The organism is Halopiger xanaduensis SH-6, assembly GCF_000217715.1.
GTDB lineage: Archaea > Halobacteriota > Halobacteria > Halobacteriales > Natrialbaceae > Halopiger > Halopiger xanaduensis.
In genome coordinates, this window is the sequence record NC_015666.1 from 2,092,921 (window position 1) to 2,107,608 (window position 14,688).

At 66.7% G+C, this 14,688-nt stretch carries 13 protein-coding genes; 5 read left to right on the forward strand and 8 right to left on the reverse strand.

Annotated elements, in window-relative coordinates; genetic code table 11:
- Positions 1-43: 43 nt before the first annotated feature.
- Positions 44-466 carry a cytidine deaminase gene (gene cdd / locus HALXA_RS10235; protein ID WP_013880277.1) on the forward strand — a complete coding sequence of 141 codons (423 nt, stop codon included), beginning with the start codon at positions 44-46 and terminating at the stop codon, positions 464-466.
- Here the strand turns inward: cdd and HALXA_RS10240 are convergent.
- The gene (locus HALXA_RS10240) at positions 463-942 is read right to left on the reverse strand and encodes a DUF488 domain-containing protein (RefSeq protein ID WP_013880278.1); all 480 of its coding nucleotides are present in this window, start codon (positions 940-942) and stop codon (positions 463-465) included. The genes cdd and HALXA_RS10240 overlap by 4 nt on opposite strands.
- 66 nt (positions 943-1,008) lie before the next feature.
- Here HALXA_RS10240 and HALXA_RS10245 point away from each other — a divergent pair, with 66 nt between their 5' ends.
- Positions 1,009-1,839 carry a nucleoside phosphorylase gene (locus HALXA_RS10245; RefSeq protein WP_013880279.1) on the forward strand — a complete coding sequence of 277 codons (831 nt, stop codon included), beginning with the start codon at positions 1,009-1,011 and terminating at the stop codon, positions 1,837-1,839.
- A 56-nt stretch (positions 1,840-1,895) separates the two neighbouring features.
- Here HALXA_RS10245 and HALXA_RS10250 read toward each other — a convergent pair whose 3' ends face one another.
- From HALXA_RS10250 to HALXA_RS10270, 7 genes are all read right to left on the reverse strand, one after another.
- Positions 1,896-2,660: a mechanosensitive ion channel family protein gene (locus tag HALXA_RS10250; protein ID WP_013880280.1), complete on the reverse strand. Its 765-nt coding sequence runs from the start codon at positions 2,658-2,660 to the stop codon at positions 1,896-1,898.
- A 1-nt stretch (position 2,661) separates the two neighbouring features.
- Entirely contained in the window at positions 2,662-3,474 is an 813-nt protein-coding gene (gene dacZ, locus HALXA_RS10255) for a diadenylate cyclase DacZ (RefSeq protein WP_013880281.1), read from the reverse strand.
- A 274-nt stretch (positions 3,475-3,748) separates the two neighbouring features.
- A complete protein-coding gene (locus HALXA_RS22080; RefSeq protein WP_171814669.1) occupies positions 3,749-3,922 on the reverse strand; it encodes a hypothetical protein in 174 nt (57 codons plus the stop codon).
- A 131-nt stretch (positions 3,923-4,053) separates the two neighbouring features.
- A complete protein-coding gene (locus HALXA_RS10260) occupies positions 4,054-4,959 on the reverse strand; it encodes an alpha/beta fold hydrolase (RefSeq protein ID WP_013880282.1) in 906 nt (301 codons plus the stop codon).
- Positions 4,960-5,019: 60 nt separating this feature from the next.
- On the reverse strand, positions 5,020-6,591 hold the full coding sequence (locus tag HALXA_RS10265) for a uracil-xanthine permease family protein (RefSeq protein WP_013880283.1): 1,572 nt from the start codon (positions 6,589-6,591) through the stop codon (positions 5,020-5,022).
- Positions 6,592-6,789: 198 nt separating this feature from the next.
- On the reverse strand, positions 6,790-6,921 hold the full coding sequence (locus tag HALXA_RS22675; protein WP_280985364.1) for a hypothetical protein: 132 nt from the start codon (positions 6,919-6,921) through the stop codon (positions 6,790-6,792).
- A gap of 68 nt (positions 6,922-6,989) precedes the next feature.
- Complete coding sequence (locus HALXA_RS10270) at positions 6,990-9,185, reverse strand: VWA domain-containing protein (RefSeq protein WP_013880284.1); 2,196 nt, start codon at positions 9,183-9,185, stop codon at positions 6,990-6,992.
- A gap of 34 nt (positions 9,186-9,219) precedes the next feature.
- Here HALXA_RS10270 and cobN point away from each other — a divergent pair, with 34 nt between their 5' ends.
- Genes cobN through HALXA_RS10285 form a run of 3 tightly spaced genes read left to right on the forward strand, consistent with a single transcriptional unit; the run spans position 9,220 to position 14,688 of the window.
- Complete coding sequence (gene cobN / locus HALXA_RS10275; protein ID WP_013880285.1) at positions 9,220-13,122, forward strand: cobaltochelatase subunit CobN; 3,903 nt, start codon at positions 9,220-9,222, stop codon at positions 13,120-13,122.
- A complete protein-coding gene (locus HALXA_RS10280) occupies positions 13,115-13,894 on the forward strand; it encodes a precorrin-8X methylmutase (RefSeq protein ID WP_013880286.1) in 780 nt (259 codons plus the stop codon). Before cobN ends, HALXA_RS10280 begins: the two co-directional genes overlap by 8 nt.
- Entirely contained in the window at positions 13,891-14,688 is a 798-nt protein-coding gene (locus tag HALXA_RS10285; RefSeq protein WP_013880287.1) for a cobalt-precorrin-7 (C(5))-methyltransferase, read from the forward strand. The genes HALXA_RS10280 and HALXA_RS10285 overlap by 4 nt, the downstream gene beginning before the upstream one ends.

The following is a 14,688-nucleotide window of genomic DNA, read 5'->3' on the forward strand; positions in this document are numbered from 1 at the left end:
GATGCCTTCTTGCGGTCGGTCCGCACAGTACCCAGTAGCCACCATGTCCGATTCCGACGCCGAAGCCGCGGCCGACCTGCTCGAGCGCGCTCGCGAAATCCAGTCGCAGGCCCACGTCCCCTACTCCGAGTACCCCGTCGGCGCCGCCCTCGAGACGGCCGACGGCGAGATCTTCGTCGGTTGCAACCTCGAGAACGCAAACTACAGCAACAGCCTCCACGCCGAGGAGGTCGCGGTCGCCGAGGCGGTCAAGCAGGGCTACTACGACTTCGCCCGGATCGCGGTCAGTTCCGGGCGGCGCGACGGCGTCACCCCCTGCGGAATGTGCCGGCAGACGCTCGCGGAGTTCTGCGACGACGACCTCGTCGTCATCTGCGACGATGGCGACGACGCGGAGCCCGCGACGTACACGCTGGGCGAACTACTTCCGAACACGATTTCCGAGGAGACGCTCGCGGACTCTTAACCCTCGGCCTCGAGTCGCTCCGCGAGCCGTTCTCGAAGAATCGTCCGGTGACACCGCTTCTTTTCCGTGTTCTCGAAACAGACGAGCGCGATCGACTCGCCGGACTCGAGTCGCTCCGCGAGGTCCTCGATTGCCGCCTGCGCGTCCGCCGACGTCTCGAGGTGGTCGCGATACGCCTCGTCGAACCCGACCTGATCCCAGGCCGCGTTGTGGGCGCCCTTCTCGCACAGCCCCTGCATCTTCATGTCATCCTCTATCTCGCGCATCGACTCGAGCAGGTCGGCGGGCGGGCCGAGTTCGGGGTAGTTCTCGTCGACCGCGGCGTGGAACCACGGCGCCGGTCTCCTGACGACGCCGACGAGCGCGGCGCCGTCCGGAAGGTCGGCGAGGTCGTGCTGGACGGCGGCGACGTAGGTGTCCGCGAGTTCGCCCTCGCTCTCACTGTGGGCATCGCTACCGCGAGACTCGGATGCCATACCCTCCCTACGCGGGCCCCGCATTTATATACGGCGCCGGCCCGAATCGCCCTCCGTTCAACAGCGATGCCAGGGGACAGCGAAGACCCGAACGCGGACGTACAGTACCACCTCGAGGTCGGACCCGAAGACGTTGCCGACACCGTGCTCCTGCCGGGCAACCCCGAGCGCCTCGAGAAGATCGTCGACTTCTGGGACGACCACGAGATGCGCGCCCACCACCGCGAGTACCGGACGGCGACGGGAAGCTACGAGGGGACGCCGATCTCGGTGACGTCGACGGGGATCGGCAGTCCGTCGGCTGCGATCGCGGTCGAGGAACTCGCCCGGGTCGGCGTCGAGACGTTCATCCGCGTCGGCTCCTGCGGCGCGCTCCAGCCCGAGATGGACGTCGGCGATCTGGTGATCACGACCGGCGGCGTCCGCCAGGAGGGGACCAGCGACGAGTACGTCCGGGAGGATTACCCCGCGGCCGCGGATTACGAGGTCGTCAGCGCGCTCGTCGCCGCCGCCGAGCGGCTGGGCTACGACTACCACACCGGGATCACGATGAGCGCGGACTCCTTCTACGCGGGCCAGGGCCGGCCCGGCTACGAGGGGTTCGAGGCGGCCGGCGCCGACGAACTCGTCGACCAACTGCAGGAAGCGAACGTGAAGAACATCGAGATGGAGGCCAGCGCGATCATGACGCTGGCGAACGTCTACGGACTGCGCGCCGGCGCCGTCTGCACCGTCTACGCCAACCGCGAGACCGGCGAGTTCCGAACCGAAGGCGAGTCGCGCGCGGCCGAAACCGCCAGCCTCGCAACGCACCTGCTCGCGAAGATGGACGAAGCCAAGCGCGAGGCCGGCGCGGATCGGTGGCATCCGGGGCTCTCGCTCGATCTCGAGGAGTGAGGACTGAGAACAGAGGGCGTAGGGCTAAGGACTGAGGACGGCGTGCTGTCGAATCGTCAGTCCCGAACGCGGACGATCTCTTCCTCGAACACCCGGCGATTCGGGATGATGTACTCCTCCGAGTCGTCCTCGATTTTCGTCACGAACAGATCGACCTCCTGAACGATTCCGGCCTGGTCGCCGATCTGGATCTCGTCGCCGATGCCGTAGGGCTGGTTCAACAGCAGGTAGATCCCCGCTGCGCTCGAGACGAGGAAGTCCTTGAACGTGACCGCGCCGACGACGACGATCCCGGCCGCGTAGACGGCGAGCAGGATCAACAGCGGGTAGATGTAGACGCCGATCTGGCCCAGCGCGATGAGAAAGGCCACGTAGAGGACGGAGTATTTGACCAGCCGCGGGATGATCGAGACCTCCGGCAGTTTGACGCTCCGGAGGTACTCGCTGACGACGAGTTCGGCCTTGTCCGCGACGATGAAGCCGAGGATCAGGACCAGCACCGCGATGAAGACCTGCGGGATGTACTGCGTGACCTGAAACCAGAACGCCTCCGTGTCCAGCAGCTGGGCGATGTGGATCGCCGTCAGGACCGCGATCCCGTAGATGAACCACGAACTCAGGCGGGCGACGATCTCGACCGTCGACGTGCCCAGCGACTGGGCCGTCCGCTCGAAGGGCGTCCCCTCGACGGCATCGGGAACGCCCGACGCCGCCAGCAACTCCTTGTTGAGTCGCCCGACGAGGTAGCCGACGACGAATCCGAGCGCCAGCACCGCGGCTGCGATCACCGCCGGCTCGTCGAGAAACGTCTGCCAGTTCATATCAGTACGCCTCCGGATCGACCTCCAGAATAAGCTCGCCGGCCTTGAACGCCCGGACGAGCCCGTCGCTCTCGGAGAGCACGATCGAGACCGCGTTCGTATCCCGTGTGATCGCCGCGCCGGACATGTGCCGCGCGCCCAGGCCCTTCGGAATGTCGATCCCCTCGGCGGACGGCTCGAGGTAGCGGTACGCCGAGACGATCTTGCCCGCGTCGGAGATGACGAACGCGCCGTCGAGCCGCGAGAACTCCTTCAACATCACGTTCACGATCGGGTCGCCGACGTGGACGTGGGACTTCTCGAAGGGGTTGTACGAGAGCGGCCGGGACTTGTTCATCACCTTGCCGGCGTCGCCGACGACGAACAGCGCGCCGACCGGCTTCCCCTTCTGGCCCTTCTGTCCGAGTTCGATCGCCACCTCCAGCACCGACTTGATGACCTCGGGTTCGGCCCGGGACTGGGCGAACAGGTCGTAGATGCCGGTGTGGGAGTCGGCGTCCGCGCGCACGCGGGAGACGGTGTCGATCTCGTCGTCGAAGACCCCCGTCGCGCAGATGAGTTCGTCGCCGTCGTCGACGACGTCCTCCTCGAGGGCGCCCTCGAGGGCGAACCGGATCCGTTCGGAGACGTTCTCGAACTCGAGCGGGAGTTCGACGAACGTCTCGGCGTCGACGTCGTTCTCCGTCCCGACAACGACGACGTCGAGGTCGTCGATCTCCCGAAACCGTTCGTAGAACGATCCGCTCGGTGCGAACAGCAAAATTGCGTCGGCACCGGAGAAGAGCTCCCCGAACACGTCGTCTAACCCGGCCATTGCTCATACAAGTCGTTTCCGCGCGAATAAGCGTTGTGGAGGTGTCCGACGCGTGTCTGTCGATTTGCCCCCGATTCAGTCGAATTCAATTAGTTCACCCGATCGTGTGATTTAATCGTCACGACCTGCGGTTGTTTCTCGGCGACCTGGAGGAGACCGAACCCGAACGGGATGGCCGTTGCTGTGTCCTCGAGTTCGGAGCCCTATGAGGCGCGAAGAACAAATCTCGGTTGACCGGAACTAACCGTCGAACGACCGCGTCGCTCGAACGACCCTATTCGACGTCGGCGGTCCCCGAAATCCGGCGGAAATCGCCGTCGCCGCAGGTGCAGTCCGCGGAAACGCCGATCGGTCGGATCGTCCCGTCGGGTTTGACTTCGGAGACGAAGACCGATTCGCAGGACTGACACACCACGACGGTCTTCGTACTCGATTTTGATTGACTCACAAGCACAGAATACACGTCACTCCCGTATCACCATTCCTCCAATTCACTTTGGGAAAATCCGGCCAGACGATCGAAATACGTGTACACGGCCCTGTCAAGCCTACTGAGCGGCAACGCGTACAACCCTCGAGTCAGCGGGCGACCGGTTCGGCGGCGAGCCCGTTCAGGAACCCCTCGCTCACCGCGTTGAACGCGGTCGGCCGGTCCTGATTCACGAGGTGGCCGGCGTTCTCGAGCGTGACCCGCCGGCCGTCGGCGACGGCCGACGCGATCTGTTCGCCCTGGCGTTTGACCTGCGGGGCTTCCTGTTCGCCGTGGACGACGAGCGTCGGGACGTCGACGCCGGACAGGTCTGGCGGGTCGTACCGCACGAGCGCGTCGAAGACCTTCCGGAACTCCTCTCGGGAAACTTCGCCGACGGCGTCCATCGCCGCCGCGCGGACGTCCGGGTCGACCGAGAGCCACTCCCGGCCGGTCGTCGCGCGGATCGACTGGAGCAGCGAACGGAACGTCGTCTTCGGACCCGTCAGCGATAGCGCGGTTCCGAGCGCCGGCCCCGGCGAGACGAACGGTTCGACTCCCGAGGGGAGGTCGACCGGCGGCATCGAGCGAACCGCGCCGCCGAGAATTGCACCCGCCGGGACAGTGCCGTTTGCCGCAGCGTCCGCGCTCGAGTTCGAATCTGGATCCATCCCCGCGCCTGCGTGGCGAGAGAGGTACTCCTGTACGATCATCGACCCCAGCGAGAGACCGCAGAGTATGGGCCGCTCGATCTCGAGGTGGGCGAGCAGCGCCTCGAGGTCGTCCGTGAACAACTCGATCGAGTACCGATCGGCGTCGGTCGCGCCCGTTCGGCCGTGGCCGCGGACGTCCGGCGTCACGATCCGATAGTCGTCCGCGAAGTGCTCGACCTGCGGTTGCCAGGCGGTGCCGTTCAGCCAGCCGCCGTGTACGAAGACGAGGGAGCGTCCGCGGGTCCGGCCCGGATCGTGCGTTTCGTACCAGAGCCGTCCGTCCTCGAGCGCGAGTTCCGCCATTGGTCCGGTATCTGCGTCGCGGACGTATATACTATCGGCCGGTGCAAGAGGAGGGGGCGTTCAGTCGCTCCGACCGGAATCGGCGCTCGAGGCGCCGCCGGCGCCGAGCCAGCGGTCCCAGAAGGAGTCGAACTCGGACTCGTCTTCGGTGATCCGATCCCAGTGGGCGAGGCCGCGCTCCTCGCGCGAGCCGGCGATCGTGTTGTCGAGAATCAGCGCGGCGAGCCCGCCGACGGCCATGCCGGTCGAGCCGATGATGTAGACGGTATCGACGACGACCTGCACCGCCGCCTCGGCCCAGACTGGCAGCGAGGCGAGCGTCGCCTCGAGGCCGAGGGTCTCGCGAAACGCGATCGTGCTATCGAAGTTGCCCATGTAGGCGGGGATCGCCAGCCCGACGAACAGCGCGAAGCCGACGATGAACGTGTTTCGCGAGGACTCGAGGTCGACGTGGCGCAGGTTGGAGACGCCGACGGCGACGATCTGGCCGAACATGGCGATGAACAGGCCGCCGACGATTGGGTCGGGAATCGTCGCGATCAGCTGGCCGAAGTAGCCGACGAAGCCGACGAACAGCATGACGAGCGCGCCCAACTGGACGACGTAGCGGGAGGCGACGCCGGTCAGCCCGATCGCGCCGATGTTCTCGGAGTAGGAGGTCGAGCCGGCGGTGCCCATGATGCCGGCGAAGACGTTCATCAGGCCCTCCATGCCGATGCCGTGGTTGATTCGCCGTTCGCTCGGCGCGCCGGAGCCGGTCAGGTTCGCGACCGCGTAGTAGTCGCCGATACTCTCGACGATCGATGCCAGGACGCCGGCGAACATCCCGACGATGAACGCGGTCGTAAACTGCGGCGCACCCCACTGAAACGGATAGATCGGCAGGAACGGCTGCGTGTCGGTGACGTCCTCGAGCGGGACGTATCCCGGATGCCCGTCGACGATCACGCCGGTCGCCGACAGCGCCGCGGCGACGACCCACGCGATCACGAGCGCCAGGATGACCGGATACAGTTTGAACGCCCGGTGTTTGACGTCGAGGTACTGCGAGAACAGCAGGATGAGCCCGAGCGTCAGTCCCAGCAGCCACCAACTCTGCTCCCGTGCGGTGATCTGGCCCGCGCTGAACAGCGAGAGGCCGATGAGCATGATCGTCGGCGCGATGACGACCGGCGAGAGGAATCGTCGGAGTTTGCCGACGAGCCCGAGGTACCCCATCAGTACCTCGACCGTCGCAGCGACGATGATAGCCCCCTGTAATTGGACGAGAGCAGCCTGCCAGTCCCCGCCGCCGACGCCGCCCACGGTCACGACGGTGATGATCGCCAGCGCCGGCGCGAGCATCGAGAACGGCGCGCCCTGCACGATCGGGTAGCGGTTTCCGAACGTCGTCTGGGCCAGCGTCGCGATCCCCGAGACGACGAAGAAGGTGCCGATGAACTGCGCGGTGATATCGTCCGGCATCCCCATCGCCTCCGCCAGAATCAGCGGCACGGCGATGTTCGCCCCCACCATCGTCAGGTAGTGTTGCACGCCGAGGACGAACGATTCGCCCAGCGGCGGCCGGTCGTCGATCCCGTACTCGATATCGTCCCTGGCAGCCCCGTCAGCGGCCGCATCGTCCCCCGTCATGGATAGTCGTTCGTCGGATGACGGAGCGGCAAGTCAAAAGGCGTATTGATCCGCGACGGCCGCCGAGATCGGATTGTTCAAGGGGCGGACACTCCTGTAGACGGTACTTACTGCTTTCGACACCTGCGCCAAACGCTGCCGCTGGTCGTTTCGAGCCGCTCGAGGCCGCCGTTTGACACGCCTACGATTCGCCGCACTTCAGAAGACAACGTTCCAGACGTATCCGCAGCGGTCGCACTCGAACGTCTTCTCGAGGCCGTACTCGAGTGCGGTTCGATCCGTTTCGGTTCCCGAGTCAGTGAGGCAACTCGGACAGTCGATCGTACTCACTGTCCTCGCAATCGGGACGCGTTACGGTAAACCAAACCCCAACACAATTTGGGACGGCGCCGTCGCCGCTACTCGGATGCAGCGCGGTCGGCCGCCGTTCGCACCGCTTCCGGCGACAGCGCCTCGAGGTCGATCAGATCGCCGTCGGTTTCGTCGGCGACCAGCGCCGAGAGGCCGGCCCGCGAGTCGTCGCCGGCGTCGACCACGACGACGTGTGCGCCGCGCCGTGCGAGTCGGCGTGCAGCCCGCCGGGTCGACTCGGTCGGACTTCCCTCGGCGACGTTCGCTCGGCCGTCGGTCACGAGCACGACCACGGACGCGTCGGTTTCGGCGCGCTCGAGGACGTCCGCGGTCGTCTCAAGGCCCGCGGGCAGCGGCGTTCGGTCGCCGGACGGGAGGTCCTTGAGGTGGCGCGCGGCCAGCGAGACGCTGTCGGTCGGCGGCAGCAGGACGTCGGCGTCCTGGCCAGCGAAGGCGACGAACGCGACCTCGTCGCGGTGCTCGTAGCTGTCGCGCAGCAACTCAAGGACGACGCCTTTGGCGGTTCGCATCGCCGGCCGCATCGAGGCGCTGGCGTCGACGGCGAAGACGATCGTCACCGACGCGTCCCCGGTGCGGACGGACTGCCGGAGGTCCCGTTTTTCGACCTGCGACTCGCCGCGCGCTGCCGCTGACCGAACGGATGCGGCGGCGTCGATCGGTCCGTCCCAGTCCGCGGGTTCGGTCCGAACGCGAGAGCCGCGGTTATCGACGCTCGGCGCGGTGGTCGCGCGCGAGCCGCCGGTCGCGGTTCCGCTATCGCGCTCGGCTTCGGGCGTCTCGAGGTCCGGCGCCGAGGCGTCGCCGATCTCGGCCCGTCGCTGGCCGGGCACGAGCGGCTGGGCGGTTTCGTCCGCGTCGCCGTCGTCCGGACTCGAGTTCGAATCGTCCGCGTTCGAATCGGACTCGTCGTTCTCGCTCGAGTCGTCGTCCGCACTCGCGCTGCCGGCATCCGCGGCTGCCTGCTCTGGGGCGGATTCATCGTCGCTTTCCGGCCGATTTTCGCTGTCAGGACCGGAACTCGAGTCGTCATCGCCCGACTCGTCGTCGGTGGCGTCGTTCTCGTCCCCATCGGGGTCGGATTCGCCGGGTTCGTCCCCGCTTTCGGCGTTCGGCTCGTCGTCGCTGTGCTCGTCACCCTTGGCCTCGCCCTCGTCGGGTTCGCTGTCTTCGCCGTCTCCCTCATTAGCCCCGCCGTCGAACCGATCCTCGAGCAGGTCGTCGAGCTCCGGTTCGTCCTCGAAGGGCGTGCTTCGAAGGCGGTGGGGCAGCGCGTAGCTCGCAGCCTCGTGCACGTCCGGCCCGATCACCGTCGTTCGCCCCTCGAGCGCGGCGATCGTCATCGCGGTGCGGGCGATCGCCACGTCGCCGCGGTGGCCGTCGACGCCGGCCTCGAGACAGAGGTCGGCAATCTCTTCTTTGAACTCGCGCGGGAGGTCGACGGTCGGAAGTCGTTTTCGGGCCTCGAGGAGGGTTTCGCGGAGGGCTGTAATGTCGTCGTTGTATCGCGTTTGCGGCTCCGAATCGCCGTCGCCGCCCTCGAGCACGCGGTCCATAATCTCGACGCGTTCGTCGATATCCTGCGAACCCTCGACGCTCGCCTGCAGAGCGAACCGATCCCGAAGTTGCGGGCGTAGATCGCCCTCCTCGGGATTCATCGTCCCGATTAGCGTGAACTCCGCGGGGTGGGAGACGCTGATCCCGTCGCGCTCGACGCGATTCACGCCGCTGGCGGCCGCGTCGAGGAGGACGTCCACGAGGTGGTCGTCCAGCAGGTTCACCTCGTCCACGTAGAGGATGCCGCGGTGGGCGCGGGCCAGCAGGCCGGGATCGAAGTCGGCCTCGCCCGCCAGCGCGTCCTCGACCGAGAGGGTGCCGACGACGCGGTCTCGAGTCGCGCCCAGCGGCAGCGTCACGAGTGGAACCGGTCGCGTTTCGATTGGCATGTCGTCCGGATCGCGGTCCCGGCAGTCGTCGCACTGCAGCGCGGAGTCGTCGGGCGCGCAGCCGTACGGACAGTCCGCGACGGCTCGCTGTTCGGGAAGCAGGTCGACCAGCCCGCGCACCGCCGTCGACTTCGCGGTCCCCTTCTCGCCGGCGATCAGCGCGCCGTCTAAGTCGTCGTTGGCCGCGACGCACAACAGGACGCGCTTCAAGTCCTCCTGTCCCACGATCGCCGGAAAGGGAAGCGACGAAGATTTTTTACCCCCGGCGTTTACAACCATGCTTGAGCTAATACAACAGAGGTTTAAAAAATCGATGACACGGATCGGGATCTACACCGCGACGGAGAACGAACTCGGCTCGATCGGCCAGGCCGCGCGGCGCCTCGAGGACGTCGAACTGGTCGTTCGCTCGGAGAGCGACCTCGAGGATGAGGCCGCCGTCGAGTCGTTCGTCGAGGAACTGCGCGACGCCGCGGCGGCGATCTTCTGGCTGCACGGCGCCGAGGACAGCATGCCCGGCTACGAGTACGCGACGGGCGCGCTCGAGGACGCGGGCGTCCCGCTGATCGTCAAGGCGACCGGCGACGCCTTCGCCTTCGAGGACACGACGATCTGCGACGAGCACCGCGACCGCGTTTACGAGTATCTCGAGAAGGGCGGGACGATCAACGTCGAAAACCTGTGTCGGTTCTTAGCGTCCGAGTACGAGGGTCGAGACCTCGAGTACGACGACCCCGCCGAACTCCCCACGGAGGGCGTCTACCACCCCGACTACCCCGGGATCGGGTACGAGGAACTGCTCGAGACCCACGATTCCGACAAACCCACGATTGCCGTCTGGTTCTACGAATCCCACTGGACCCACGAGAACACCCGCTACGTCGACGCGCAGGTCCGCGTGCTCGAGGAGCAGGGCGCCAACGCCCTGCCGATTTTCTGCAACCCGGCGACCGATACGGACGAACAGGAAGATGCTGAATGGGTCACGGATAACTGGCTTATCGACGACGACGGCGAGCCGATCGTCGACGCCGTGCTCTCCTCGTTCATGTTCTCGCTCTCGATGGACGAGCGCGGCCGGTCGGCCAGCGACGAAGGCGAGTCGGCCGAGGACGTCTTCCTCGACCGGCTCGGCGTCCCGGTCCTTCAGACGATCACGACGATGCGCTCGCGGTCGCGCTACGAGTCCAGCGACACGGGCGTGATGGGGTTCGAACTCGCGCTCTCCGTGGCGCTGCCGGAGTTCGACGGCAACGTCATCACCCACCCCATCTCGGGGAAGGAACGCACCGACGACGAGGCCGGCATCGGCTCCGCGCCGAAACACCACTTCTCGATCGAGGACCGCATCGACCACGCGACGCGGCTGGCGGTCAACTGGGCCGAACTGCGACACACCCCGAACAAGGAGAAGAACGTCGCCGTCGTCCTCCACAACTACCCACCGAGCGACGACGGCATCGGCACCGCGTTCGGCCTCGACAGTCCGGAGTCGACCGTGAACCTGCTCGAGGAACTCGAGGCCCGCGGCTACAATCTGGGCGGCGAGATGCCAGACGACGGGCAGACGCTCGTGGAGACGCTGACGTCGCAGCTAACGCTTGAGGACCGCTGGGTCGCGCCCGAGGACGTCCGTGACCTGTCGGTCGACGTGGTTTCTCCTGATACCTACGAAGCGTGGTTCAGCGAAGCCGACGAGCGATTCCAGGAAAACGTCATCGAGGAGTGGGGTGAAGCCCCAGACCGACCGTTCGCGATTCCGGGGGTCGAGTTCGGCAACGTGCTCGTCACCGTCCAGCCACCGCGCGGGTTCGGCATGGATCCCTCGAAGGTCTACCACGACTCCGATCTCCAGCCGCCCCACGACTACTACGCCTTCTACGGCTGGCTGCGCAACACGTTCGAGGCCGACGCGGTCGTCCACCTGGGCACGCACGGCAGCCTCGAGTGGCTCCCCGGCAAGACGGTCGGCTTGAACGGCGAGAGCGCGCCCGACCAGCTGGTCGACGACATCCCGAACGTCTACCCCTACATCGTGAACAACCCCGGCGAGGGGACCCAGGCCAAGCGCCGGTCCTACGCCGCCATCGTCGACTACCTCACGCCCGTGATGCGATCGGCGGGCACCTACGACGAGCTCTCGGAACTCGAGGAACTCGCGAACCAGTACCGCGAGGCCGGGATGGAGGACGCCCGCGCCGACGACGGCGAACACCTCGAGACGCTCATCCGCGAGAAGGTCGAGGAACTGGACCTCGCGGTCGAACTCGGTATCGCGGGCACGATCGACGAGAAGGCCGACGTTCGCGGTCCCGACGAAGCCGGCTCGAGCCTGGCCGAAGGCGAGGTCGACGGCGACGACGTCGACATCGACGAACTCGTCGAGCGCGTCCACGAGTACCTCACCGACGTCAAGACCACCCAGATCCGGCTCGGGCTGCACACCATGTCCGAGCCGCCGGCCGACGAGCGCCTCGTGGAGTACCTCGTCGCGCTGACACGGCTCGAGAACCCCGGCGCGCCGAGCCTGCGCGAGAGCGTCGCCGGCGCGCTCGGCGTCGACTACGACAAGATGCTGAACGCGCCCGGCGAGTACGACGAGGCGCTGGGCATGACCTACGCCGAGGCCGCCGACGTCGTCCACGAGACGAGCCTCGAGTTGGTCGCAACGCTGGCCGAGCACGACTTCGACATTCCCGAGTCGGAGCGCGAAGCCGGTCCCGACGATGAAGTCAATATGAACCTGCTCGTCGTCGACCTCGAGACGATCGGCGACGCGCGGGCGAAGTCGGGCGCTCACGACGACCTCCGCGAAGTACTCGCGTTCATCTGCGAGGAGACCCAGCCCCGCGTGCAGGGTGCGGAGGACGAAATCCCGAGAACAGCGGACGCGCTCTCCGGCGAGTACGTCCCGCCGGGCGGCTCCGGCGCGCCGACCCGCGGCGGCGTCGATCTGCTCCCGACGGCCCGGAATTTCTACACGCTCGATCCGCGGAAGGTACCCGCCAAGCCCGCCTGGCAGGTCGGGAAGGAGGTCGCTGAAGGTGTCCTCGAGCGCCACTACTCGGAGAACGACGAGTACCCGGAAGAAATCGGCGTCGTCGCGTGGGGAACTCCCACGGTCCGAACCCGCGGCGAGACCATCGCGCAGGTGCTGGCCATGATGGGCGTCGAACCGCAGTGGACCGACGCCGGCCGCATTGACGACGTCGAGCCGATCCCGCTCGAGGAACTCGACCGACCCCGAATCGACGTAACGACGCGCGTCTCGGGCTTGTTCCGCGACGCGTTCCCGGCCGCAGCGGGGGTCATCCACGACGCCGTCGATGCGGTCGTCGACCTCGACGAGCCCCACGAGATGAACTACGTGAAGAAGCACGTCGAGGAGGAGGCCGAAAAATTACAGGACGAAGAAGGGCTCGACGAATCCGACGCCCGCAAGGCCGCCAAACACCGCGTCTTCACGACCAAACCCGGCGGCTACGGCGCCGGGACGAACAAGGCCGTCGACGAGGGCAACTGGGACGACCGCTCCGATCTCGCCTCCGTCTACGTCCAGTGGGGCGGCTACGCGATGGGCTCGAGGGGGCGCGTTTCCGACGCCCACGACGCCTTCGAGCGGCGCCTCTCGAGCGTCGACGCCACCGTGAAGCTCGAGGACACGATGGAGCAAGACGAGTTCGACTCCTCGGACTGGTACGCGTTCCACGGCGGCTTCATTTCGGCGGTATCGGAGATCTCGAGCGAGGAACCCGCCTCCTACGTCGGCGATTCTTCCGATCCGGACAACGTCTCAGTCTACACGAACGAGGAGAAGGTCCGCAAGGCGATGCGCTCCCGGGTCCTGAACCCCGACTGGCTCGAGTCCATGGAGGAGCACGGCTACAAGGGCGCGGGCGACCTCTCGACGACGGTCGACGTGACGCTCGGCTGGGACGCCACGACCGGCGTCGTCTCCGATACCCTCTGGGAGGAGGTCGCGGAGAAGTACGCCTTCGACGACGCTCGTCAAGAATGGCTGCGCGACGTGAACCCGTGGGCGCTCGAGTCCATCACGGACACGCTGCTCGAGGCGATCGAGCGCGATCTCTGGGACGCCGACGACGAGACGGCCGACCGACTGCGCGACCTGAACCTCGAGGTCGAGGGCGACCTCGAGGCGCGGACGACCAACGAAGCCGTCGGCGCCGACGCGGAGGTGTCGACTGATGACTGACAGCGGGCAGAAACAGGAGTTCGAGGAGGAGTACGCCGACCTCGGCGCGACCACGCAGAACGCGATGGACATCGCCGAGACGAGCATGGACATCGTCCGGCAGTTCGTTCCGGACGAGACGCTGGCGGACCGGGTTCGTCAGAAATCGGTCCACTCGATGGGCGACATCGAGTTCCAGCACCTGATCGAATTTACGGGCGCGGACGGCCTCGGCGACGACGAAGACGCGCCCGTCCGCGCCGGCGCTCGAGCCGTCCTCGAGGAGGCCGACATCGTGACCGACATCACGATGCCCAAAGCGGGGATCACCTCTCGGGGCCACAACTGCGAGAAGCGCAAGGCCATCGGCCACGGCGCCGAACTCGCGAAGGAGACCGGGATGACCCGCACTGCGGCGTCGGTGCTCGAACTCGACAAGCAAGGCGCCTACGACGGTGCGATAGCGACGATCGGCAACGCGCCGACGGCCGCCTTCGCGCTGGCGGACTGCATCGAGAACGGCACGCGACCCGCCGCTATCGTGGCGACGCCGGTCGGCTTCGTCAAGGCCGAGGAGAGCCGCCAGCGCATCCGCGAGGTCAGCGAGGAGTACGGCGTGCCCGCGATCACCAACGTCGGCCGCCGCGGCGGCAGCGGACTGGCCGCCGCGCTGACGAACGAACTGATCCACGTCGCGAAAGACGTTCGGACCGACGAACTCGAGTTGGAACTGACGGCCGACGAACGAGCGGCAGGGGCCGCTGAAGCGAGCGAGGACGAACCCGGCGAATGAGCGACTACGACCTCGACGCCGGCCCGGATCCGGCGACATTCGCGGCCGCGGAGCCAGAGTCCGATATCGATGAAGCGGGTGACGAGCCCGTCTACGCAGTCGGCATCGGTCCCGGCAACCTCGAGTATCTCACGCCCCGCGGCGAGCGAGCGATCCGCGAGGCGGACGTGATCGTCGGCTTCACGACGGTCGTGGAGTTCGTCGAAGAATTGACGGACGAGGATACTGACCTGCTGACCTGCGGCTACAAGGACGAAGCCGCGGCGCTCGAGGAGTTCGGCGAACGCGTCGCGGCCGGCGAGTCGGGAACCGCCGTCGCGATGGGCGACCCCAACCACTCGGGGTACCAGTTCGTCGGCAAAGTTCAGGACGCGGTCCAGCGCGAGGATCCGCAGATTCCGGTCCGGATCGTGCCCGGTATCTCGTCGCTCCAGGTGGCCGCCAGTCGCGCTCGCACGCCGATGGAGGACACCGAGTTCGTCACGCTGCACAAGAGCGGCGACCTCGAGGCCGACATGGAGCGCCTCGCCGCGGCGGTCACGGACGACGAGCGACACCTGCTCGCGCTCCCTCGACCCTACGACCGGATGCCCGGCGACATCGCCGAGTTCCTGCTCGAGCGAGGCGCCGATCCCGATCTCGAGGCGCTGGTGCTCGAGAAGTTGACCCACGACGAGGAGCGGATTCACCGGTTCACACTCGCCGACCTGTCCGAGCACGCCGGCGGAACCGGGCGGGAGGACACGCCGTTCTCGGATCTGGTAGTGCTTGCGGTCCGGCAATCGGTATCGTAA

Coding starts and splice junctions, on each gene's coding strand:
- HALXA_RS10270 (WP_013880284.1), bottom strand. CDS start 9,185: ATGGTTGTAAACGCCGGGGGTAAAAAATCTTCGTCGCTTCCCTTTCCG.
- HALXA_RS10240 (WP_013880278.1), bottom strand. CDS start 942: ATGGCATCCGAGTCTCGCGGTAGCGATGCCCACAGTGAGAGCGAGGGC.
- HALXA_RS10245 (WP_013880279.1), top strand. CDS start 1,009: ATGCCAGGGGACAGCGAAGACCCGAACGCGGACGTACAGTACCACCTC.
- HALXA_RS10260 (WP_013880282.1), bottom strand. CDS start 4,959: ATGGCGGAACTCGCGCTCGAGGACGGACGGCTCTGGTACGAAACGCAC.
- HALXA_RS10285 (WP_013880287.1), top strand. CDS start 13,891: ATGAGCGACTACGACCTCGACGCCGGCCCGGATCCGGCGACATTCGCG.
- HALXA_RS10265 (WP_013880283.1), bottom strand. CDS start 6,591: ATGACGGGGGACGATGCGGCCGCTGACGGGGCTGCCAGGGACGATATC.
- HALXA_RS10280 (WP_013880286.1), top strand. CDS start 13,115: ATGACTGACAGCGGGCAGAAACAGGAGTTCGAGGAGGAGTACGCCGAC.
- cdd (WP_013880277.1), top strand. CDS start 44: ATGTCCGATTCCGACGCCGAAGCCGCGGCCGACCTGCTCGAGCGCGCT.
- cobN (WP_013880285.1), top strand. CDS start 9,220: ATGACACGGATCGGGATCTACACCGCGACGGAGAACGAACTCGGCTCG.
- HALXA_RS10250 (WP_013880280.1), bottom strand. CDS start 2,660: ATGAACTGGCAGACGTTTCTCGACGAGCCGGCGGTGATCGCAGCCGCG.
- dacZ (WP_013880281.1), bottom strand. CDS start 3,474: ATGGCCGGGTTAGACGACGTGTTCGGGGAGCTCTTCTCCGGTGCCGAC.